This is a genomic window from Hoyosella sp. YIM 151337, assembly GCF_026041215.1.
Taxonomy (GTDB): Bacteria; Actinomycetota; Actinomycetes; order Mycobacteriales; family Mycobacteriaceae; genus Hoyosella.
Map to the genome: position 1 here is coordinate 44,822 of NZ_JAPEIQ010000019.1, position 22,545 is coordinate 67,366.

Here is a 22,545-nt window from a genome sequence, read left to right on the forward strand (position 1 = left end):
AACTGCCAGGGAGCTGGCGTTTAGAGCCTATTTCGCGTCGAACTCGCGCGCTTTGAGCGCACGTTCCACAACGGCCCGGCCTTCGATCACCATGCGGCGCAATGAGGGCGGATGATCGCCGGCCAGGAAGGCATCAGCCTTGCTGAGTCCGTCCTGGCTGATCGCCCACGATGGATATAGGCCGACCACAATCGTTTGGGCGACTTCGCTGGTGCGGTTCTTCCAGATGTCGTCGATTACCTCGAAGTAGCGATCGACGAACGGGCCAAGCAGTTCGCTCTGGCCTGGTTGTGAGAAGCCCGCGATCATGGCCCGGGTAATCGTGTGGGAAAGGGATGGGTCGCTGACGACCCGGGACCATACGAATGCCTTCACAGCCTCCTGTGGGCGCATCGCAGCAGCCTGCGCGCCTTGCCGGGCCCCAGCCGCAGTCGCGTCGCGAGCGATCTCTTCATCGATGGTCGGTGATTCGGGCCCGTCGCCGTCGACAACGCCAGCTGCTGCGAGGGCCTGAATAACACGCCACCGCAAGTCCGTATCCACATCGAGTCCCCGCAAGCCCTGCGATTCGGGTGCTTCGCTGAGCAGGGTGGCGAGCACTTGGGTGTGCTGCGGTGACAGCTTCGCGGTCGTCAGCGCGTTGACGAACGCGAGTTGGTGATCTGAGCCAGCCTCGGCGGTGCGAGCAAGATCGAGCAGCCGGTCCGCGAAATCTGGCCAGCCCGATTCTGCTGCCCATCCTGGCTCTGCGTAAGACCCGATTGCAGTTGCGGCTTGCAGCAGCAGACGCTGAACCACTCCGACTTCGGTTTCTGCGCCGATACCCCGCTGGACGAGCGCGACGAAGTCGCGGGCGCGCATTTCGGCGTTGCGGGTCATTTCCCAGGCGGCCGACCACGCAAGCGTGCGGGGCAGCGGATCCGCGATATCGGCGATGCGGGCGATAAGCGTGGAAAGGGATTCTTCATCCAGGCGCACCGAGCAGTAAGTGAGGTCGTCGTCGTTGACGAGGATGAACTTCCCGCGCTGGGCACCGACCAGGTCAGGGACATTCGTGGACTCGCCCTCGATGTCGAGTTCGGCCCTGTTCACGCGGATCAGTTTTCCTGAGCCGTCATCGTCGTAGATGCCGACGGCCAGCCGGTGGATGCGGGTTTCGCCGGCACCCGGTTCAGCCCCTGATTGGGTGATGCTGAACGATGTGAAAGCGCCTTCGTCATCCACAGTGAATTCTGGCCGCAGGGTGTTCAGCCCCGTGGTTTTCAGCCACTGGGCTCCCCATCCCGACAGATCCCGGCCGGACGCTGTTTCCAGCGCGCGGAGTAGATCGGCAAAAGTCGCGTTCTTGTAAGCGTGTTCGCGGAAGTAGGACCGCAATCCCTCCAGGAAACTGTCGAGCCCGACGTAGGCGACTAGCTGCTTCAGAACGCTCGCACCTTTTGCGTACGTGATCCCGTCGAAGTTCACCTCCACCGCTGCGATATCGGGGATGTCCGCGGCGACCGGATGGGTGGAAGGCAGCTGATCCTGCCGGTATGCCCACGATTTCTCAACGGTCGCGAATGTGGTCCACGCGTTCGTGTATTCCGTTGCCTCGGCCTGGCATAGGACCGAGGCGAAGGTTGCGAACGACTCGTTCAGCCACAGGTCGTCCCACCACTGCATTGTGACGAGGTCACCGAACCACATGTGCGCCATCTCGTGGAGCACGGTCTCCGCGCGTCGTTCGTACAGGTAGCGGGTGACACGGCTGCGAAACACGTAGTCTTCGAGATAGGTGACGGCCCCGGCGTTCTCCATGGCGCCCGCGTTGAACTCCGGTACGAAGAGCTGATCGTACTTTCCGAACGGATACGGCAGGCCGAAGTTCTGGTGGTAGAAGCCAAAGCCCTGCTTCGTTTCGGTGAACAGACGGTCCGCATCCATGTGTTCAGCGAGCGAACTCCGGCAATAGATGCCGAGCGGTATGACTCCGTGGTCGTCTGAGTACGAGTCTGACCATTTCGCGTAAGGCCCAGCGATGAGGGCCACGAGGTAAGTGCTCATGCGGGGGGTCGTAGCGAAGGTGCGACGCTGACCGTCCCTGCTGAGTTCCGCTCCGTTCGACACCACTTCCCAGTGCTCGGGCGCAGTGACGGTGACATCGAAAGTTGCCTTCAGGTCGGGCTGATCGAAACAAGCGAACATACGCTTGGCGTCTGCTGTCTCGAACTGCGAATACAGGTAGACCTCGTCATCGGCAGGGTCGACGAAGCGGTGCAGCCCTTCACCAGTGTGTGAATATTCGAAGTCAGCGTCTATCACCAGGGTGTTTGTGTCGGCGAGACCTTCAAGCTGAAGTCCTCGGGACTCTTCGTAATCCGAAATATCGAGGTTGCGCCCGTTGAGGATTGCGCTGTGGATGCTCGGTGAAATGAGATCGATGAAGGTCGACGAGCCGGACTCGGCCGAGAACAGGACGGTAGTTTCCGTCCGGAATGTTTTTTCGCCGGGTGCGCCTGAGCCGTTCGTGAGGTCGATTTTCAGGGAGTAGTTTTCGACCGAGATAAGCCCGGCGCGGGTGTGCGCCTGTTCGCGGGTCAGGTTAGGTGCAGCCACGTGGAGTGCCTTCTCTTGTTGGGGGCGGTAATCGCAATGCTCATCCCATCATGCTCCGCAGCCCGGCCTGTAGCACGCCGATGGTGCGGGCGTGGCGTCCCGCGCGCCCTGAGACCCTAAACGGTGATCGTTTTCGGTAAGGTTAGTGGAGTGAGTGCCCCAGACCTTGCCAAGACGTTCAATGCTGCAGGTGCGGACTTCGAGCGCGTAACTCCGCTCGTGTGGGGCCCTGCCGCGCAGGTTCTCGTCCACCAGCTGGCAGTGCAGCCCGGCGACCACGTGCTCGACGTATGCGCGGGGACCGGCGCTTCAGCGCTGGCCGCAGCGCTCGCGGCGGGCCCGTCCGGTGGTGTGCGCGCGCTCGATCTTGCGCGTGAACTGCTCGCTGTGGGCCAGGGGATCGCTGAAACGCGCGGCCTCCGCAATGTTGTCTTCGAAGAAGCTGACGTCACGTCGTGGCAGCCGTCGCGGGCAGCGTACGACGCATTGGCCTGCTCCTACGGAGTCTTCTTCCTCCCCGACATGGACGAGCAGGTAGAACGTCTGCTCGGATTCCTTCGCCCGGACGGCCGGGCAGGCTTCACAGTGTGGTTGCACGGCGCGCTGGAAGACTATGCCGTCGCGTTTGGCGATGCGCTGAAACATGTCACCGGTGCGGAAGGCCCCGCGCGCAGGCCGGTCTGGGAGGACAATATCGTTCGCATCAACCAGCGAGAAAGCCTCACAGCGTGGCTGCACGAGCGGGGTCTCGTGGATGTTTCGGTGACGGTGCTTTCCAGCCACATTCCGGTCACCGAGACGTTCGCGTGGGACTTCGTGCGCGGTAGCGGAATGCGCGGCGCTCTGCTGGCGCTCCAGCCCGAAGTGGTGACCGCCGTGCGGGAAGAGTTCCTCGCCATGCTCGGGCGCCGGGGCATCACCATGGTCGACGCGTCGACGCTTGTGGCCACCGGGCGGCGTCCCTCGTGCCGTGGATGAGCAAATCAGGAACACCCCGCCCAATCGGGCAAAATCGCACGGAAACGGTGAATCTGCTCACTGGACGGCGGTTTAACTGCGAAACTGGTAACGATTCGCTATGGACGGGCGAATAACTGCTAGGAGCGCACCGCGTGGCGATCCACCGCGACCGAGGGGTGTCTACATCCCGTATGTAGCCGGCGGTGATCGTGCAGTGGCTAGCGCTGCCCTTGCCGGGCGGCGCGGGGGCCATGACCTGGTGCGAGGCGGGCTAGACGGTTGCGGGATCTCCCAGTGAGGTCCCGCAACCGTTATAGAGGCAAGATCAGCGCACGACCTCCTCCGGCGCGAGCATCGTATTCAGGGTCTGGTGCGACTCTTTGTGCAAAACGTCCCAGTCGCCGTGCCACCCGAGCGCCCGAACGATCGAGTTTGCGGTGCGAAACGGTTCGTTTCGCGCGCCACGACCGTCCCAGCGCATGTTCACGAGCGTCTCGACGAGTCGCAGCGGCAGATCCTCATCGGCCGCTGCTGCGGCCGTGGTCTCTGCACCACTCGCCATGACAACGTCGGCTGCCCAGGTCCGGTACACGTCGCGCAACTCTTCGCGGCTCTCGATGAATGGTGCGAAGCGTTCAGCGCGCAATTCGGGCAGCAGGTACAGCGCTCCGATATTCCATCGGCTGTTCCACAGCTGGATCCCGTCAAACCACGCGAGCGCGTGCAAGCGTGTGGCGGGGTCGTCTACCGCACGGCGAACCGCGGCGGCAGCTTCAAGCGTTCCAGTCACGGTACCGCTCAGCAGCGCCTCGAGGATGTCGTCCTTCGTCCCGAAATAGTGGTAGATCGTCGCCTGCCGGACCCCCACCGCGTTGGCGATGGTGCGCGTGGATGTCGATGCGTAGCCCTGGGTGGTGAATAGTTCCGCGGACGCATCGAGAATTTCTTCGCGCGCCGTCTCACCAGGGCGCCGTCGCTGGGACGAACGGGGACGCCCTGCTCCTTGCGTTGTCACCTCACCATCTTGTCAGGTGTCGCGCGATGGAGCAGGACTCCGTGGTGTCTGCGTCTGCGCCGCGCAGGAGTTCTTGATGGGGCCCTGGCCAGGTGCCGCCCGGTATTCCGGCGTTTGCGGAGCTTCGCGGCCTCGCAGCGAGCCTCTTCCGGTCAGTTTCGGCCGGTCATACAGCCGGCCCAGACCTCACTCGCGGAAGGACTGGTTCCAGACCCGCGACCCAGGGCTGGACCCCGATCCCTCACCACTGGACCACACTCGTTGACGCGCGACTCAGAGGTGACCCACGGGCACGACTGATCCGGCACGCACCGTGGGGTGGTGGCAGTCGCGAGAATTGCGGCTGGGGTGTCTTTTTTTCCCCTTAGGGTTGGTGTCGCGAATTTCGCCCATAACGGATTCTTGAGGCACAGCAAGCAAACAGCATCACTCGAATCCAGGGAGACCTGCCACATGCCATCATCTGCTATGAAACGTGTCGCCGCGGCCGCCTCAATCGCGGCCGCAACAGGGCTCGCGGTCGCCGCTGGACCAGCAACGGGAAACGCTGCCGTGATCGACGGATACGCCACCACCAGCGTGGACGGGTACACGATCACGATCACGTTCCACAATGTTCATGGGTACACCACAGACGGCGACCAGGTCACATTGTCCAACAACATCGCGTGCGGCACCTTTGTCAACCCGACAAGCGGGAGCGCGTTCAGTCTGGGAACCACAAACATCGATTTCGCCACCATGAGCGGAGCCACGTCGTTCACCGGCCAGCCCGGCATCACCTATTACTTCACCGCGGCTTGCACCGATGGTGACGGCAACCTCTCCATCCCGGTCGACCCGAATCCTGTCGCTCTGGCTGCAGAAGCTGAGTACGAGGACAATTACCACGACGACTATCAGGATGCGGAAAATCACGACGATTACGTCAATGACGACGCAGGCCACGGCAAGAAAAAACGCCACGGCTGGGGCCAGTGGACCAACGACCGGGAAGACTCTAAAGGAACCTCTTACGCTCGATCAGTTCTCGACCGGATCTTCGGTTAACCGGCTGCTCGCGCGCGGTGCGCTGCGCGCCCTTCGGCTGCACCCGGCGCTGTCGGATGAGCTGGCGTCGCTGCGGTTTGGTCCCCTCGCCCGCGCTTCGGCAACGCGCTCCAGCAACGGCACCGGGCACGGACGCACACCCTGGGTCCTGCGAAGGTGCTCGCTCGCAATACCTTGCCAGTACACCCGGCCTGCACCCAGCTGCGCCCACCGCCACCGCCACCGCCAGCGCGGCCGCCACCTGAGCGGGAACGAAACCTAACCACCTGAGGACCTGGATCTCCAGAAACCGCGCAGGAGATCCAGGTCCTCAGGTTTCTTCGGCGGTTGGACCGGAGACCGTCTGCGCCGCTTAGACCCGGACCGGCTCGGGGCGCTGCACTGCGTGCGGTGCGGGCAGCGTGGTCATGGTGCGCGATGCACCAGCGACCGCAACATAGGCGATGAGCGAGACGAGTGCTGCGAGGAACGTTGACCACCCATCCATCGCTTCTGGGACCAGGTTGTTCGGTATGAACAGCAGAGTGTTCTCTACGCCGTAGACGGTCGGCGTGGTGATGAAGAAGAACACGCGAACGGCGACGCCGCTGATTATCGCTGCGAGCGCTGCGGCCGTGCCCCCGCGTGACCAGTAGAGCCCCAAGATGAACGGGACGACGAGTCCGGCCAGGAGCAAGTCAAACGTCAGCGTCAGCAGGATGCCCGTCTGGGGGATCCGCAACGCAAAGAACGCACCCAGCAGCGCCATCGGCACCATGGCGAGCCGGGTCGCGTTCATCGAACTCGCCGTACGCTCGTCGAGCCGGAGAATGTTCTTGACGATCACCGTCGCGGTGCTGAGCAGCACGCCGCTTGCAGTGGTCAGTGAGGCCGCTACCAGGCCCGACAGCACGAGTATCGCCAGCCAGGTCGGAGCGTAGTCGCCGAGCAGGGCGAAAAGGACCGGTCCTTGGGATTCTGGGCCGATGATCGAGACCGCGGCCAATGCTACGAGCGAGAACGGTATGCACAGCGCGAGAATCAGCGCGGCGCCCCCGAAGCACGCCCGCTGGGCGGTGCGTGGGCAGCGGGCGGAGAAAATGCGCTGCATCAGGTCGATGGCTACGAGATTGCCGAGCGCTAGAGCGGTGATCGTGGCCCAGTTGAGGACGGCACCTTCCTCCGCATTGGTGAGCTGACCGAGTGCGAGCGGGCCCATGCCTTCCGGCGCGGAAAAACCGTGTGTGAAGGTCATCCACGTCATCAGGGCGATGACTCCGAAGATGTTGAGAATGATCATCCCGACACCGACGTATGTGCTGGAGAACATGCCGCCCGCGATCGTGTAGGCGAGCACGAACGGCACAGCGATCAGAATGGACGTGGAGTACGGAATCCCAGCGAAACGGTCGAGCAGGAACCCGATCGCGACGAGATTTCCGGCAAGCAAGATGCCGAAAGCAGACACGGTGAGGGCCGACGCGGGAAGCTCAACGCTGCGGCCAAATCGTCTCTCGAAGTACTCAGGCAGGGTGACGACGCGGATTTCGCGCATCCGCTTAGCAAAGAACAGGCCAGCGATGATGAGGCAAGCGGCGAGGCCGATGGGCAGAGCGGCGCCGGCCCAGAATCCGAAGTCAGCGGTGAGGTCAGTGTTGCCGAGGGTGCCGTTGGAATCGATGGCTTGCGAAGCGAGAACGATCGCGACGAGCGGAATGGAAAGCGACCGTCCAGCGAGAAGGTAGTTTGCGCTCTGGCCGTGCACGCGCTTCGCGGCGTAGAGACCTGCCGCAAGCAGTGCGAGCACGCTCAGCGTGACGCCGAAGAGAATCATGTGAAGCCTCCACGGAGGTAGATGTCGGGAGCGTGGGGCGGGCGGCGATGCCCCAGGTGCAGGCGAATCACGCACTACCTGTCACTTGACAGGAACCTACGACTGGCGGCGCCGCGAATGGTTTCGGAACCGTTAACCTTCCGTAAAGCGGATCCCTCAAACGAGAAACAAAACCGCAGCTCATGACCGGTGCGGGGTGCGAAACGAACTGGCAACACCTGTCATGCAGCGTTAACACCGACGGCCCTGCGAGTTACGCGACCGTCACCTCCCGTACTGCAGAATCAGGAAACCTATCAACTGACAGATATTTGCTGAGGTTTCTTAACGGGAGGACCCATGACAGCAGCCACTGCGACAACGAAAGCGGCGCGCGCGCATGCGCGAGCCCAGGCTGGCGCGGTCACTGACTCGATGCCATACGTCCCGGCGAGCACCTGGCCGGCGCCGCCAGCCGGCGTGCACGATCTCGTGTGGGCCGAAACGGTGGCTGGCGGCCGGTACACGTCAAAGGTGCTCGCGCGCGGGACCCGTGTGCGCTTTACTGACGTCGCCGGCAACGCATGCGCACACCTGCTGCTGTTCAGCGCAGACCAGCCCTGGGAGCGGCTCAATGCCGCAGACACTGTGAAGGTGCCGTGGCAGGCGTACCTGCGCACTGGGCACCCACTGCTGACGGATCAGGGCCGAATTATGGCGACGGTCATGGAAGACACGTCGGGCAAGCACGACCTGCTCTGCGGGACAACGACCCTGGCTTCCAACACCGAGAAGTACGGGGACGGTTCACTGCACGGCCCCGCGCCCGCTGGCTTTGAGATGTTTACCGTAGCCGCGGCGAAGCACGGACTCACCGTGCGCGATCTGCCACCGTCGATCTCGCTCTTCCACGGCATTCACGTCGCCGAGGATGGCGCCCTCGTCAGCGACGGTACGGCGGGGCCGGGTGCGTCGGTCGACCTCCTGCTTCACATGTCCGCGACCGTGCTCGTCGCCAACACCGCGCATCGGCTTGACCCCGCTCCCGACTTCACAACAACGGCGCTGAACGTGCTCGCGTGGGACTCGCGCGAGGCACTCGATGAACCCAGCCTGCTTCCGTGCACCGATCCCGAGTACCTGCGGGCCATCGCCAACACCGAGGACTACATCGCCGCGCGCGGCAAGAAATAAGGAGCCCGGCATGACCGCCACATTCCGCATGGACCCGTCGATTCTCGATGAGCACGTGCCCGCGCGATCCCCCTGGTCCGCGATCATTCGCGCCGGAGACACACTCACGATCACCGACCTCGAGGGGAACCAGGCCGTCGACTGCATCCTTTACAACGCGCACGACACCGCCGAACGCTACAGCGCACCCGAAACCATCGCCGCCCAGCGCAATGCGTACCTGACCGCGGGCAGCGTCTTGCGCGCAAACACAGGCGCACCGCTGATGACCGTTACGTTCGACAACTGTGGACGGCACGACACCCTCGGTGGAGCCTGCTCACAAGAGTCGAACACGCTCCGGTACGGGCACCACACCAAGCATCAGCACGCATGCGTGGAGAACTTCCTTATCGAAGGAGCCAAGTGGGGGCTCGGCAAACGCGATCTCGTGTCGAACATCAACTGGTTCATGAACGTTCCCGTCGACCCGGACGGAACACTTGGCATTGTCGATGGAATCTCCGGCGCGGGAAAGCAGGTCGCATTGCGCGCGGAACGCGACACACTCGTCCTCATCTCTAACTGCCCGCAGATAAACAATCCCTGCAACGGCTTCAATCCGACACCCGTGCGCATGACAGTTACAAGCCCTGCCTGAGGTTTTGCACCCACCCATGGAAGGTCTCCCATGCCTGCTTTCGACACGCTCCTCGTCGCCAATCGGGGCGAAATCGCGTGCCGCATCATCCGGACAGCCCGCGAGATGGGGCTTCGCACCGTCGCCGTGTTCTCTGATGCGGATCGCGGCGCCGCACACGTTCGTCTCGCCGACGACGCGGTACACATCGGACCGACGCCGCCGAGAGAGTCGTACCTGAACGCCACGGCGATACTCGATGCCGCCCGCACCGCGGAAGCAGGCGCGATTCACCCGGGCTACGGTTTCCTTTCCGAGGACGCTTCATTTGCTGAGCGCGTCGAGGCAGCGGGGCTGGTATTCGTTGGACCGACACCCGGCCAACTGCGGACCTTCGGGACAAAACACACCGCCCGTGACGCAGCAAAAGCTGCGGGGGTCCCCATGATCGCAGGCACCGATCTGCTCAGCGGTCTCGACGATGCGCTCGCAGCAGCAGACCGCATCGGCTATCCGGTCATGCTCAAAGCAACAGGCGGTGGCGGTGGCATCGGAATGCAGGTGTGCCGCAGCGCGGCCGAACTCGACCGCGCGTACGATGTCGTCGCACGGCTCGCCGCCAAGAGTTTCTCGGCGACCGGCGTTTTTCTAGAGCGATACGTGGAAAACGCGCGGCACATCGAGGTTCAGGTTTTCGGCGACGGCAAGGGCAAAGTAGCGACGCTAGGGGACCGGGACTGCTCGCTGCAGCGGCGCAACCAGAAAGTCGTGGAAGAAGCACCGGCCCCAGGCTTGAACGACAATGTGCGCCGCATCCTTCACGACACGTCACGGCGCTTAGCCTCGTCGGTGCAGTACCGAAGCGCGGGCACTGTCGAATTTGTTTACGACCCGGAGCGCGGCGAAGCGTCGTTCCTCGAGGTGAACGCCCGGCTGCAAGTCGAGCATCCGGTGACCGAGCTAGTGACCGGAGTCGACCTCGTCCGCATGATGCTGGAACTCGCCCTCGGCACCACGCCCCAGTTGCCCCAGTCGATCCCCGTCCGAGGCCATGCCGTCGAGGCCCGCGTGTACGCCGAAGACCCCAGTCGCGATTTCGCTCCGTCAGCTGGAGTGCTCACACGCGTCGTGCTGCCGGATGATGTCCGTGTCGATAGCTGGGCCGAAACCGGCACCGAGGTGACCACGGCCTACGACCCGATGCTTGCGAAGGTAATCGTCGGCGCGGATAGCCGCGCTGACGCGTTTTCCGCGATGCGCAGCGCGCTCCAGCGAACCCGCGTAGACGGTATCGAAACGAACCTCGGACTGCTCCGCGCCATCACAATGGATCCCCGCGTGCGCGCAGGTACGCACAGCACCGCCACCATCGCGAGTATTAACGACTCCGAACCGCGGATTACCGTGCAGCGCCCGGGGATGCTCACGACCGTCCAAGATTGGCCGGGGCGAGCTGGGCTATGGCAGGTAGGCGTGCCGCCTAGCGGGCCGATGGACGACCTTTCCTTCAGGCTGGGCAATTGCGCCCTCGGTAATGACGAGGGAGCGCCCGGGCTGGAATGCACTGCGGCGGGGCCAGCTTTGACTTTCAGTCACGCCACCACCGTCTGTGTGACAGGCGCTAATGCCAGCGTGACTATTGACGGCGCTGCCACACCAATGTGGCAGCCGGTCACCGTCCCAGCGGGGGCAACTCTCGATGTCGGTTCAGCTGACGGTCCTGGATTGCGGACCTACATCCTGTTCGCGGGCGGGCTCGACGTGCCTGAATACCTGGGCAGCACGTCGACATTCACACTCGGGCAGTTCGGCGGGCACGGTGGACGCGCGCTGCGCACCGGAGATGTGTTGCGCGCCGCCGGCTCCACAGTGGCTGGCACAGCGATCAGTGATCGCCCGGAATTCACGTCGTCGTGGACACTCGCAGTCACCGAAGGTCCGCACGGCGCACCAGAATTCTTCACCCGCGCGGACATGGATACCCTGTACAGCGCCGAGTACACGGTGCATTTCAACTCCGCCCGCACCGGTGTGCGGTTGACGGGGCCGAAGCCGGAATGGGCGCGGCGCGACGGCGGTGAGGCTGGGCTGCACCCATCGAACATCCACGACAACGCGTACTCAGTAGGCGCTCTGGATTTCACCGGTGATACCCCTATCCTTCTCGGGCCAGATGGGCCGAGTCTCGGCGGCTTTGTCTGCCCAGTGACGGTTGTGTCGGCGCAGCGCTGGAAGCTAGGTCAGCTCAAGCCGGGCGATACCGTGCGGTTCACACCGATCCAGGCGGCGAAAGCGCCGTCGCGCCGTTCGCTCGATCACACTCGATGGGTCGTACCAGCGGCGAATCGCGACAACGACAACGGTGTGCTCGCCCGCCACAGCGCAGGGGCAGGCGTGCCGTCGCGGACGTACCGCCGCTCCGGTGACGACAACGTCCTCGTCGAGTATGGGGATATCACGCTGGACCTAGAGTTGCGCGCACGAGTCCATGCGCTGCACCTGAAGCTGGAGGCGGAGAATCTTGACGGAGTCCTTGACCTGACTCCGGGAATCCGCTCTCTGCAAGTCCACGTCGACCCCGATGTCCTGCCTGTGCCGAAACTCCTCAACCTCCTTGAGGAAGCTGAGGAGGACATCCCGCCCGCGGCAGAACTCGTCGTGCCCAGCCGGACGGTGCGACTGCCGCTGTCGTGGGATGACCCGGCGACGCGAGAAGCGATCGAGCGCTACATGTCTGGAGTCCGTAGTGATGCTCCGTGGTGCCCCTGGAACATCGAGTTCATCCGCCGCATCAATGGGCTCGCTTCCGTGGACGACGTCTATCGTACGGTCTTTGAGGCGGACTACCTCGTTCTCGGACTCGGTGACGTGTACCTCGGAGCGCCGGTCGCGACGCCGCTCGACCCACGTCATCGGCTGATCACAACAAAGTACAACCCCGCGCGGACGTGGACACCGGAGAACGCAGTCGGTATTGGCGGCGCCTACCTGTGTGTTTACGGAATGGAGGGGCCCGGCGGATACCAATTCGTAGGCCGTACGACGCAGGTGTGGAACCGTTACGGCGCCGGTGAAAAACCGTGGCTGCTCAACTTCTTCGACCGAATCCAGTGGTACCCCGTTAGTCCCGAGGAACTGGCCGAGCTCCGCGCTGAGATGGCGGCCGGACGTGGCCACGTGGACATCACAGAGGGTGAGTTTGCGCTAGCGGACCATCAGCGCTTCCTGCAGGAGAACGCGGCGCCGATCGGTGAATTCCGGGCCCGCCAGGCAGCTGCGTTCGCGGCGGAACGCGACATCTGGGAGGCGGCGGGAGAGTTCGACCGTCAGGAGGTGGTCGCGCAGTCGAACGATGCCGTGGCGGCCACTCCTGGTGACGTTGCGGTGCCTGTTGGCGGGGCGCTCGTGAAAGCGCCGTTCGTCGCCAACATCTGGAAGGTGATGGTGGCGCCAGGGGAGATTGTCGAAGCGGGCCAGCCCTTGTTCGCGCTTGAGGCAATGAAGATGGAAACCGTCATCAGTGCACCTCAGGCGGGAGTCGTTAGAACCGTTCTGGGTGCGGCCGGTGAGCAGGTGGCCGCGGGCGAAGGCGTGGTGATTCTCGCGCCACGCTGACGGGTTGGGCTCCTCGGTGCGGCGGCGCGCGGCGGGCCACAAGCGTGTACTTTTGAAGCTCGTATGGGCCGACTGGGGAGGGGCAGCGCGCTGCGACGGCGCCTGCGCAGATCACTGCTTCTGGCAGCGCTATTGCTGGTCGCGTTCACTGCGACGCCAGGTGCGAGTTCGCCGCGCAGCAGCGAGCACTACGTAGCACTGGGGGACTCGCGTGCCGCCGGGCCCTCAACTCTGCGGTTTCTCAACGACGGTTGCGGCCGCACCGCCGCATCGTATCCACGGCTCCTCGAGGAGTGGCTGCAGCCAGAGTTCTTCACGTTCGCTGCCTGCAGCGGAGCGAAGATCGAGAACATGATCGACATTCCGCAAGAAGCTCGGGACGGCAGCGCCAGGCCCTTGCAGATAGACGCGGTGACTCCAGAAACCACCTTGATCACGATCAGCATCGGCGGCAACGACGTGCGATGGTATGACATCGCGCGCGCGTGCTTCACGAAAGAGCCGAACGAAGACCGCAACTGCCGGAGCAACCCAGAAACTCGGCTAGCCGCAATGGAATCACTACAACCTCTGCGACCCCGGCTCGACAGGCTGCTCGGCACACTCCAGGCCCGCGCCCCAAAGGCGCTGATTTTCTTGGCCGGACACGGCGGCACTGTCGGGGACGAGGGTTGCTTCCCCGTGATCCCGGCCAGCGACGAGGATGCGAAGTTCATCGCCGAGTATCAGGACGAGATGAACAAGATCATCAGAGCGGCAGCGAAGTACGCGGGCGTCACTTATGTCGACCTTGCTGCAGCGAGCGTTGGCCACGATGCGTGTCAGCCGCGCGGCGTCAAATGGTACGAAGGCAACGTCACCACCTCGACGTCACTGAGCATGCACCCCAACAACACTGGCAACCGCGCGTTCTCAAGGCTCTTCCAGAAGGAAATCAAAGAAGAGTTCCGCAAGCGCATCAGATAACCCGATGTGTAATTCATCACATGACCGGACAATCGGAACAGCCCACCCATGCTGCGTGTTCTTGGAAAAGAATGCAGATTTAGCCCGGGTAGGAGCAGCAGTGACTGAAGGAAAGCGTGACCGCGTGGATTTCTGGTTCGACCCAGCGTGCCCGTGGTGCTGGATCACGTCCCGCTGGATACTCGAAGCGGAAAAGGTCCGCGATATTGAGGTCCACTTCCACGTCATGAGCCTGTACGTACTCAACGAGCATAAGGACATCAGCCCGGACTACCGGGAGAAAATCGACAGCACCCTAGGGCCTGTCCGCGTTCTGATCGCGGCTGCTGAGAAACACGGCGACAGCATCCTGCGCGACCTTTACACCGCGATGGGAACTCGCATCCACAACGAGGGCATGGATGACCGCGGAACGGTGATCAAAGAAGCGCTCAGCGAACTCGACCTCGATCTCGAGCTGGCAGGCGCCGCGGAGAGTGAAAAATATGACGACGCCCTCCGCGCGAGCCACCATGCGGGAATGAGCAAGGTTGGAGACGACGTCGGGACGCCGACGATCCACATCAACGGTACGGCGTTTTTCGGCCCGGTGCTCTCCCGCATCCCGCGCGGTGCAGATGCCGGCACAGTGTGGGACGGCGCTGTCGCGCTCGCGAGCTACCCGCACTTCTTCGAACTCAAGCGCACTCGCAGCGAATCGCCTGACTTCACCTAAACGAACGGAATGGGCCGAGTCGGTGCGTGCACGGAGCGGCGAGCCTGACAGAATGGCGCCATGCGCGTTTACCTTGGTGCCGACCACGCCGGCTTCGAACTAAAGAACGAGATCAAAGAACACCTTGCCGCTCTCGGCCACGAGCCCATCGACTGCGGGGCATTCGAATACGATGCGGTCGATGACTATCCGGCCTTCTGCATTGACGCCGCCCGGAAGGTGGTTGCCGACCCCGGAAGCCTGGGGATCGTCCTCGGTGGCTCAGGCAACGGAGAACAAATCGCGGCCAACAAGGTGCCTGGTGCTCGCTGTGCGCTTGCATGGAGCGTTGAGACCGCCCAGCTTGCGCGGCAACACAACAATGCGCAGCTCATCGGCTTAGGCGGCCGCATGCACACCAAAGAGGAAGCGTTCGCGATAGTGGAAGCGTTCCTCAGCACCCCATGGTCGGATGAGGCGCGCCACCAGCGCCGCATCGACATCCTCGCTGACTACGAGAAGACCGGCCAGGCGCCAGCCGTCCCCGGAGCATAACCGGAGCGCGGAGTGCCCGAGGGCCACACTCTGCACCGGCTCGCGCGAAGGCACAATGAATGCTTCGCGGGCCACCAGGTCCGTGTGAGCAGTCCGCAAGGCCGGTTCACCGAGGGCGCCCGGCAGGTGAGCGGCCGGGTCTTCACAGGCGCAGAAGCATGGGGAAAGCACCTGCTGCACCACTACGACGGTGGCGCGATCGTCCACATTCACCTCGGGCTGTATGGAGCTTTCACCGAGCACGCCGCGCCCATGCCTGCGCCAGTAGGCGAAGTCCGGATGCGCATAGCGGGGCAGGACTGGGGCACCGACCTGCGCGGTCCGGCCCGCTGCGCCGTAATTACTCAGTATGAGGCTGGCCAGTTGTTTTCCAGGCTGGGCCCCGACCCGCTCCGCGCGGACGCTGACGCTGACGCCGAGCGTGCGGCGGCTCGCGTACTGCGCTCGCGGGCAGCCATCGGCGGACTCCTCCTCAACCAGGAGGTCATTGCGGGTGTTGGCAACGTCTACCGGGCGGAGGTGCTTTTCCGGCAAGGTCTCAACCCATTCCGCACGGGTACATCGCTTGTGCGCGACGACTGGGATCGTCTCTGGCAAGACCTCATCGAGTTGATGCCAGTTGGCGTCCGTGAAGGCAAGATGATCACGGTGCGCCCGCAGCACGATAGCGGCGAACCGGCCTACGCACCGGGCCGGCCCCGCACGTACGTGTACCGGCGAGCAGGGGAGAAGTGCCGCGTCTGCGGCACCGTCATCCTGCAGAGCGAACTGCAGGCACGCAAGATCTTCTGGTGCCCCTCATGTCAGCCTGCATGATTGAGGCGCCTAGCGCGGCACTAGAAGTCGAAGCCACCCATGTCGAAACCGCCCCCGTCGGCATCGCCGCCACCGAAGTCGCCGTAGTCGCCTTGATCTCCGTAGTCTCCCGCGCCCGCGTCACCGCCACCACCGGCGTCCGCGCCAGCACCGCTTTCGAACGCGGCCGCGTCATAGTTCACACCGGACATTCCCGCGAAGAGAGCGCTGAAGAGGAACACTGACCCTATGCCCCATGCGCCCGCTACGAGCGCCGGCTTCCACCAGGGTTCCGAATACCAGCCGGCCGGGACCGGTCGGCCCGCGACCGTACCGCCCGGGTAGTAGTTCGGCGTGCGGTCCGATGGCCGCGGGGAGGCGCTGACATCCCTGCCCTCGACTTGCACGGTCCGTTCTTCACTCACCTGACCGGCACGCGACTGCCCGTCAAGTCCGGGCAGAGGCGGGCCAGGGTCCATTCCCATTGCTTCGCGCGCGGCGCGCACGTAGTAGAGTCCCTCCATCGCTGTCTCCTGCGCCAGTTGAGCCTGCCTCGGCGTCTGTGCGCTCTCGATCTGGCCGCCCGCCGCTGTGTAGCGTTCGGATGCGTCGGCAAGCGCCTGCTTGGAAGCATCATCAGACCCGGTGAGGTTCAGAACTTGGCCGCCGAGCCGGTCGATCCAGCGGCGCGCTTCCGCCTGCGCGTCCTCAATCGGGACCCCCGCCGTGCCACTGCGTGCTGAGTTTGCGCGAACCACGAAGACGATGATCAGAATCACCAGGGCTATAAGGAGTAGTTCCATCACGCCACTTCCGTCGGAGAACTGAACCACTGCGAGTATTTAGTTCCACCGTACCGATCGCACACGCCGCCGTCGTCAGGCAGAGTCGGAGGTATGCCCCACTTCAGCGAACAGCGTGGATTCGGTGCCTGGCTGCGGCTGTGGCCGGTCGCGCTCCTGGCACTCGCGGTAGTGGGTCTCGCTGCGGCCGAGGTTATCCCCACCTGGTCGGGCCTTGTCTACTTGGTGGGAATACCACCGCTGGACATGTTCGCCGATATGCGGTTGCTCCTTGTGATCGCGCCCACGTGGCCGGCATTCATCGGTTTGGTGGTTGTACTGGCCGCGGTGCGGATCGCGGTGCTGGCGTACTTGCTCGGGGGTTTGGACTGGCGGCGCCTGCGTTTCGCGGGTGCGTTCTATGCGATCGCGGCTGGGCCCGCACTGATTTCCGCGCAAGCAAGCTACATGGGCTACGCGGTGCTGTACGTGCGCATCTTCTGGATTTCAATTGCAATAACCGTTCTCACGTTCATCGTCCTTGCTGCAGCGCCATGGGACGGGAGCCTGCGATTACGCAGCGCGGTTGCGAACGGGGTACGCAGCTACAAACGGATTGCTGCACTCGCGGGTTATCTCTTTATCGTCGCCGCACTTGGGGGAGTGGCGGAAGCGATTCCGGCGCTCACGTTCGGCCTCGTCATCCTCACAGCCGCCGTGACCTGCATCGTGATCGTGGTGCTCCCGCGGATCGGGTCTCAGCGTTCCCTGCTGTGGCCGCTGCCGGTGGTGCTGGCTGGAGCCTTGGTCTTCATGACCGTATGGGGTGTGGACCGGTTGCTTGTGCGTGAACCAGAGCCGCCGACACGTGAGGGGAGCCTGATGGTGATGTCAGGAATCAACTCCTCATCGGGGAATGGTGCGGCGTTCCGGCTCGATCCCACAACCTTCGGATTCACCTGCGAGCAGATGTACTACTACTCCTACGCCGGGCCGGGCGACGGCGCACCGGACGCGGACGCCGTCTGCGAGATCCGGACCGGAGCGCCGTTCGAAGGCAGCGACACCCATCAGCCGATCGATCAGCTAGCGGAGAATCTGGCGTTGCAGGTCGAAGGTGTGCCCCGGCCACTGACTGTGGTCGGACACTCGCATTCTGCGTGGATAGCCTGGCTGACCGCGTCGACCAGGGAAAATCTCCCGGTTGACAATGTCATCGTCTTTAGTGCGTTCCCAGAGAGCGGCCATGGTTACGTGGATGCGCACGAGGAGGCGCCCGGCCGGATCGCGAGCGACTTGCTGCGCATCATCGCGCCTATCGCGATCGAACTGGGGATGGTACTCGCGATCGAGTCACCCGCTTTGGAGCGGATGTTAGGCGACCCGGATGGGCCGTCGGAAATCATGCGCGCGCCCCTGGTTGATCACATTCGCGGCCTGAGTATCGTCGCGGCGACAGACTTGGTCCTGATGCCGGGTGGCTGGAAAATCGGCGCAGACGTCAATGCGTGCCCCAAATGGGTCTCTCATCCGACGCTGCCGAACGCTCCCGAGGTGGCGCACGAGGTAAACCGCTTTCTTGATGGCGGCGCGGCGTCCGAGTGCCGCCCGGTCGTCGCATCGGTTCTTTCAGCGGTCAGCCGTCCGTTTGGTGTTCCTCGTCACGATCAAATCGAAAGGGTTTTCTCCCGCGAGAATTCCGGCGAAGCTTAGGAGCCAGGGAACACGAGGAGGGTCGATGAACGTTGAACCAGATATGACTGCATCGGTTGAACACGACGTCATCGGCCAGCGTTTTCGCCTTCTTGTAGACGGTCGTCGTGTGGGTTTTGCGGACTACGTCGTAAAGGACCATGTCCGTGTTTTCAATCACACCGTGGTTAATCCGGAAGACCAAGGAAATGGATTCGCTGGCGCGATAATCAAAGCTGCCCTCGACGACAGCAGAAACTTGGGCCTGCACGTAGTACCGGCGTGCTCGTTCGTGCGCCATTTCATCGCCAAGAATCCTGAGTACGCCAGCCTCATCGCGCGCGAAAACTGAGGGACGAGAGCGTGGACCCAGTTCGCTTGCCGTACGCGCCGCCCGCGCTCAGCGGAGGAACAGCCGGGCGGGCGCGTGACGGCCGTTATCTGGGGCGGATCCGGGACGTCTCGACCCGGCGCTGGGACGGGAGCGGACCCTTCTCGGCGCGGCGTACGCAGCGTAAAGGCTGGTTCTATGCGGCGGCATTCACCCCGCGGTATCTCTTGGGGTTCGCGATCGTGGACGCGGGCTACCTCGGGACCGCGTTTGTCTATCTCAAGGATCGGCAAACGGGGAAGTTCCGCGAACACAAGGCGGCGTTGCCGCTGGCTTTCCCCGCTGATTTCGCGCCAAGCCTTGATGCCGAGTGGAATGTGGCACGCGGCCGCCGCCGCTGGAACATCACACCGGGCGACTCCGGCTGGGCGGTGCGCTTCACCGGCCCTGCGCTCGACGCGGAATTACTGATAATCGACGATCAGCCGGGACTCACGGCAATCAGTTCTGCTCCGGGCCGGCCATTCCACCATACGTATAAGGCGTGCTCGCTGAATTGTCAGCTGACGGTTACTGCCGACGGTGTGCCGGTGCGTGCGGATGGGCGAGCATCAATTGATTTCTCACTGGGCTATCCGCCCCGCGATACTCGCTGGAATTGGGCCAGCCTCAGCGGTGTCACGGCGGACGGTGCGCCGGTGGCGATCAACCTGGTTGCACATTTTATGAATGGCCTCGAAAACGCTGTGTGGCTAGATGGCGAACTGCACCCCGTGGGACAGGCGGTCTTCGAGTACCAGCCGCGGAACACCCTCGCTGAGTGGCGCGTGCACACCGTGGACGATGCGGTGCACATCACCTTGCGGCCCGACGGTGAGCGCTCCGAGAATCTGCGCGCGGGCGTGCTGTCGAGTGTCTTCACACAGCCCTTCGGCGCCTTTGAGGGAACACTGCGCTGCGGTAAACGAGGTTCGGTGGTCATCCACGGCTACGGGGTAACTGAGCAGCACCGCGCGCGCTGGTGAGTGCGTCCACCAGGCTAGATGTCAGGTCTGAGTGAGGCAGGTCATGGATCTTTTGCGGAGCGTCTCGGCGGGCTGCCGGGGGTGGGGAAAGATCAACAATTGTGAGTGAAGTGACTGCGCGTGCTGTGGCGTTTCGGGCCGTGGGGTTTGCTGTGGCCGGGGTTGTTGCGGGGCCGTTTCTGGTTCAGGCGGTCTATCTCGTGCAGGTGTTCACGTGGAGGCTGCCGGGGTTGGGCTGGGTGATGGGCCCGGTTTTCAGCCTGTTGTTCCCGCTCGCCGTTGCAGTTGCTGCGGCCGTGGTTGCGTACTGGAAGTCCAGGCGGCTGTGGCTGCGGGTTTTCGTGTGGGCGATGGCTGTCAGCGCGTCAGTGTTCCACTTGTGGTTCACCTTCTTCGTGCTTGCGCGGATGAGCATTGGTCATTACTGACGTGCGCAGGGGTGGGGCCGCTGCAGCAGGAGCTTGCGCCACCATCTGCGGGCTGATTCGGTGGTGTCTTCTGGGCTTTCCGGGCGTGTTTAGGTGCCGCGGCTGTATCGGGCCCTGGGGTTGCCGTAACGGAAGAATGCTGCGCGCTGATTGTGAAGGATTCGGGCGCTGATAGCGCCCTGATCCTTCCAGATTGCGCGGCGGGGACGGACAGCTAAGCCAACTGAGCCGGTGTCTTCGCAGATTCCCCCGCGTGCTGTCACGCCGCCAGCACACCCGATGCGCCCGAGAACGGCAAAGCCGAACCCACCTGGGTTCGGCTTTGGGGGATTTCTCGAGAGCGGGCGACGGGAATCGAACCCGCACCATCAGCTTGGAAGGCTGAGGTTCTACCATTGAACTACGCCCGCATGGACACGATCGACGTGTTGCGGGAGTGACTGTACCGAACCTGCTTTGGAAACGCCAAGCTCTCCACGTAGGATCATCGCGACGGCGAGAAAATCGTTGCTTCGGCGTCTCCGTGACAACCCCGTGAATGCTGCGGTGACGCTCGGGGTACGCTGTCCTGCGGCAGTCTTCTCGCGCGACGAATAGTGACGTGAGTCGCTGGTGCCGCTAGTCTCTCCGGAGGCTAGTTGACGCAGAGGGTGCCGACACGGGGTGTAGCGCAGCTTGGTAGCGCATCCGCTTTGGGAGCGGAGGGTCGCAGGTTCAAATCCTGTCACCCCGACGGTGGTGTGGCCGGGTACTCACGTACCCGGCAGGCGCCACATCACGACAAGGCCATACCGTCACTGTCGGTGGCCCGCACAGGCAATCACATATTGACGAGAAATCAGGCAGGAGTATGTCCGTGAAGAGCACCGTCGAGCAGCTGAGCCCGACGCGAGTACGTATCAGTGTCGAGGTGCCGTTCGAGGAGCTGAAGGCGGATTTTGACCGCGCCTACAAGGCGCTCGCGCAGCAGGTTCGTGTTCCTGGATTCCGGCCCGGCAAAGTTCCGGCACGCATCATCGACGCCCGAGTGGGCCGGGGTGCTGTCCTCGAGCAGGTCATCAACGAGACACTTCCGGGACGTTATTCGGAGGCGGTCAGCTCGTCTGACGTTAAGGCGATCGGCCAGCCCGAAATCGAGGTCACCAAGATCGAAGACGGTGATCACTTCGCGTTCACCGCCGAGGTTGACGTCCGTCCGGATATTGCGCTGCCTGATTTCGATTCGATCGAGGTTGAGGTCGAGAAGTCGGAGGTCACCGACGCTGATGTGGAGGAGCAGCTCGAGGAGCTGCGCAAGCGCTTCGGCACGCTTACTCCGGTCGAGCGCGGTATCGAGAACGGCGATTTCGTGACTCTCGACTTGTCCGCGACCGTCAATGGCGAGGAAGTCGACGACGCAACCGCGTCGGGGCTGTCGCACGAGGTCGGTTCCGGTCAGCTGATCGAGGGCCTCGACGAGGCGATCCTCGGTCTCAGCGCGGGCGAGCAAACGGAGTTCACCACCAAGCTGCTCGCCGGTGACCATGCGGGTGAGGAAGCGCTTGTGTCGGTCACCGTCGGAACGGTGAAAACACGTGAATTGCCCGAGGTCGACGATGATTTCGCGTCGCTCGCTAGCGAATTCGACACGGTCGAGGAACTTCGCGAAGACCTCCGCCAGAAGGCTGAACAGTCGAAGAAGTCGCAGCTGGGCAATGACATTCGCGACAAGGTGATCGAGGCTCTGCTCGACGCTGTGGACATCCCGGTGCCGGAAAACGTGGTCCAATCGCAGGTCGATGAGCAGCTGCACAATGCGGTCCACGCTCTCGACCATGACGAAGAAACCCTGAACCGTCTGCTTGAGGCCCAGGGCAAGACCCGGGAAGAGTTCGATAGCGACTCGCGAGAGGCGGCTGAGAAGGTCATCCGCACGCAGTTGCTGCTTGATGCGATTGCCGACTCCACTGAGGTGTCGGTGGGCCAGCAGGAACTGTTCGAGCGCATCTTCTTCGAGGCGCAGCGTTACGGCATGGAGCCGCAGCAGTTCATCCAGGAGCTTCAGAAGCAGCCGAACGGCATCGCTTCGATTTTCGCCGATGCTCGCCGCACGAAATCCCTGGTTGAGGTGATCCGCAAGGCAACCGTGAAGGATGCGGACGGCAACGTCATCGACACGAGCGACATTTTCGGCTCTGAAGACGCTGAAGAGGTCGCGGAGAGTGCCGAGGGTGCCGTAGAGGACACGGCGTCCGATGATGACGCCGAGGCTACTGCGGAAGAAGCGGAAGCAGCGGAGAAGTAAGTCAATCTTGACGCTTACAGCGAACGTGGGCGGTGCCGGGACTCCGGCGCCGCCCACGTTCGTTACTGTCGACGTCAGTAAGTTGTAGCTGGGCCATATCGGGGGCGCGCCGTCCGCGCAGTCCGCTGGTATGTTCCTCGCTTAACCTTC

18 protein-coding genes and 2 tRNA genes are annotated in these 22,545 nt (G+C 63.2%); 15 read left to right on the forward strand and 5 right to left on the reverse strand.

Translation table 11 applies throughout. The annotated features are described in order from the left end of the window. Positions 1 to 27: 27 nt before the first annotated feature. Complete coding sequence (pepN, locus tag ONR57_RS09280; protein ID WP_265122962.1) at positions 28 to 2,598, reverse strand: aminopeptidase N; 2,571 nt, start codon at positions 2,596 to 2,598, stop codon at positions 28 to 30. 150 nt (positions 2,599 to 2,748) lie between these two features. On the opposite strand from pepN, the gene ONR57_RS09285 reads away from it, so the two are divergent. Next, on the forward strand, positions 2,749 to 3,576 hold the full coding sequence (locus ONR57_RS09285; protein ID WP_265122964.1) for a class I SAM-dependent methyltransferase: 828 nt from the start codon (positions 2,749 to 2,751) through the stop codon (positions 3,574 to 3,576). Positions 3,577 to 3,883: 307 nt separating this feature from the next. Here the strand turns inward: ONR57_RS09285 and ONR57_RS09290 are convergent, their stop codons facing one another. Then, positions 3,884 to 4,573 (reverse strand): TetR/AcrR family transcriptional regulator, encoded by a 690-nt coding sequence (locus tag ONR57_RS09290; protein ID WP_308198673.1) that lies wholly within the window; start codon positions 4,571 to 4,573, stop codon positions 3,884 to 3,886. 453 nt (positions 4,574 to 5,026) lie between these two features. Here ONR57_RS09290 and ONR57_RS09295 point away from each other — a divergent pair, with 453 nt between their 5' ends. Then, on the forward strand, positions 5,027 to 5,623 hold the full coding sequence (locus ONR57_RS09295) for a hypothetical protein (RefSeq protein WP_265122965.1): 597 nt from the start codon (positions 5,027 to 5,029) through the stop codon (positions 5,621 to 5,623). Positions 5,624 to 5,975: 352 nt separating this feature from the next. Here the strand turns inward: ONR57_RS09295 and ONR57_RS09300 are convergent, their stop codons facing one another. Next, on the reverse strand, positions 5,976 to 7,436 hold the full coding sequence (locus ONR57_RS09300; protein WP_265122966.1) for a sodium:solute symporter family protein: 1,461 nt from the start codon (positions 7,434 to 7,436) through the stop codon (positions 5,976 to 5,978). 339 nt (positions 7,437 to 7,775) lie between these two features. Between ONR57_RS09300 and ONR57_RS09305 the strand changes: the two genes are divergently transcribed. From ONR57_RS09305 to ONR57_RS09335, 7 genes are all read left to right on the forward strand, one after another. Further along, positions 7,776 to 8,609 (forward strand): urea amidolyase associated protein UAAP1, encoded by an 834-nt coding sequence (locus tag ONR57_RS09305; protein WP_265122968.1) that lies wholly within the window; start codon positions 7,776 to 7,778, stop codon positions 8,607 to 8,609. Positions 8,610 to 8,619: 10 nt separating this feature from the next. After that, positions 8,620 to 9,249: an urea amidolyase associated protein UAAP2 gene (locus ONR57_RS09310; protein WP_265122970.1), complete on the forward strand. Its 630-nt coding sequence runs from the start codon at positions 8,620 to 8,622 to the stop codon at positions 9,247 to 9,249. Positions 9,250 to 9,279: 30 nt separating this feature from the next. Continuing rightward, positions 9,280 to 12,843, forward strand: a complete 3,564-nt coding sequence (gene uca, locus ONR57_RS09315) for an urea carboxylase (RefSeq protein WP_265122972.1) — start codon at positions 9,280 to 9,282, stop codon at positions 12,841 to 12,843. A 63-nt stretch (positions 12,844 to 12,906) separates the two neighbouring features. Beyond that, positions 12,907 to 13,809 carry an SGNH/GDSL hydrolase family protein gene (locus tag ONR57_RS09320; protein WP_265122974.1) on the forward strand — a complete coding sequence of 301 codons (903 nt, stop codon included), beginning with the start codon at positions 12,907 to 12,909 and terminating at the stop codon, positions 13,807 to 13,809. A 100-nt stretch (positions 13,810 to 13,909) separates the two neighbouring features. Next, a complete protein-coding gene (locus ONR57_RS09325; RefSeq protein WP_265122976.1) occupies positions 13,910 to 14,524 on the forward strand; it encodes a DsbA family protein in 615 nt (204 codons plus the stop codon). A gap of 60 nt (positions 14,525 to 14,584) precedes the next feature. Then, positions 14,585 to 15,058, forward strand: coding sequence for a ribose-5-phosphate isomerase (locus ONR57_RS09330; RefSeq protein WP_265122978.1), 474 nt, complete (start codon positions 14,585 to 14,587; stop codon positions 15,056 to 15,058). A 12-nt stretch (positions 15,059 to 15,070) separates the two neighbouring features. After that, positions 15,071 to 15,874 (forward strand): Fpg/Nei family DNA glycosylase, encoded by an 804-nt coding sequence (locus ONR57_RS09335; protein WP_265122980.1) that lies wholly within the window; start codon positions 15,071 to 15,073, stop codon positions 15,872 to 15,874. A 20-nt stretch (positions 15,875 to 15,894) separates the two neighbouring features. Here ONR57_RS09335 and ONR57_RS09340 read toward each other — a convergent pair whose 3' ends face one another. After that, positions 15,895 to 16,656, reverse strand: coding sequence for a DUF1542 domain-containing protein (locus ONR57_RS09340; protein WP_265123035.1), 762 nt, complete (start codon positions 16,654 to 16,656; stop codon positions 15,895 to 15,897). 93 nt (positions 16,657 to 16,749) lie between these two features. On the opposite strand from ONR57_RS09340, the gene ONR57_RS09345 reads away from it, so the two are divergent. From ONR57_RS09345 to ONR57_RS09360, 4 genes are all read left to right on the forward strand, one after another. Next, positions 16,750 to 18,348, forward strand: a complete 1,599-nt coding sequence (locus ONR57_RS09345; protein WP_265122982.1) for a hypothetical protein — start codon at positions 16,750 to 16,752, stop codon at positions 18,346 to 18,348. A gap of 25 nt (positions 18,349 to 18,373) precedes the next feature. Further along, complete coding sequence (locus tag ONR57_RS09350) at positions 18,374 to 18,679, forward strand: GNAT family N-acetyltransferase (protein ID WP_265122984.1); 306 nt, start codon at positions 18,374 to 18,376, stop codon at positions 18,677 to 18,679. A gap of 11 nt (positions 18,680 to 18,690) precedes the next feature. After that, on the forward strand, positions 18,691 to 19,683 hold the full coding sequence (locus ONR57_RS09355; protein WP_265122986.1) for a DUF2804 domain-containing protein: 993 nt from the start codon (positions 18,691 to 18,693) through the stop codon (positions 19,681 to 19,683). 101 nt (positions 19,684 to 19,784) lie between these two features. Continuing rightward, on the forward strand, positions 19,785 to 20,111 hold the full coding sequence (locus ONR57_RS09360) for a hypothetical protein (protein WP_265122988.1): 327 nt from the start codon (positions 19,785 to 19,787) through the stop codon (positions 20,109 to 20,111). 339 nt (positions 20,112 to 20,450) lie between these two features. Here ONR57_RS09360 and ONR57_RS09365 read toward each other — a convergent pair. After that, positions 20,451 to 20,521, reverse strand: a tRNA-Gly gene (locus ONR57_RS09365). A 249-nt stretch (positions 20,522 to 20,770) separates the two neighbouring features. Between ONR57_RS09365 and ONR57_RS09370 the strand changes: the two genes are divergently transcribed. Together ONR57_RS09370 and tig are read left to right on the forward strand one after the other, a co-directional pair. Then, positions 20,771 to 20,844, forward strand: a tRNA-Pro gene (locus ONR57_RS09370). 123 nt (positions 20,845 to 20,967) lie between these two features. Then, positions 20,968 to 22,395, forward strand: coding sequence for a trigger factor (gene tig, locus ONR57_RS09375; protein WP_265122990.1), 1,428 nt, complete (start codon positions 20,968 to 20,970; stop codon positions 22,393 to 22,395). Positions 22,396 to 22,545: the final 150 nt, after the last annotated feature.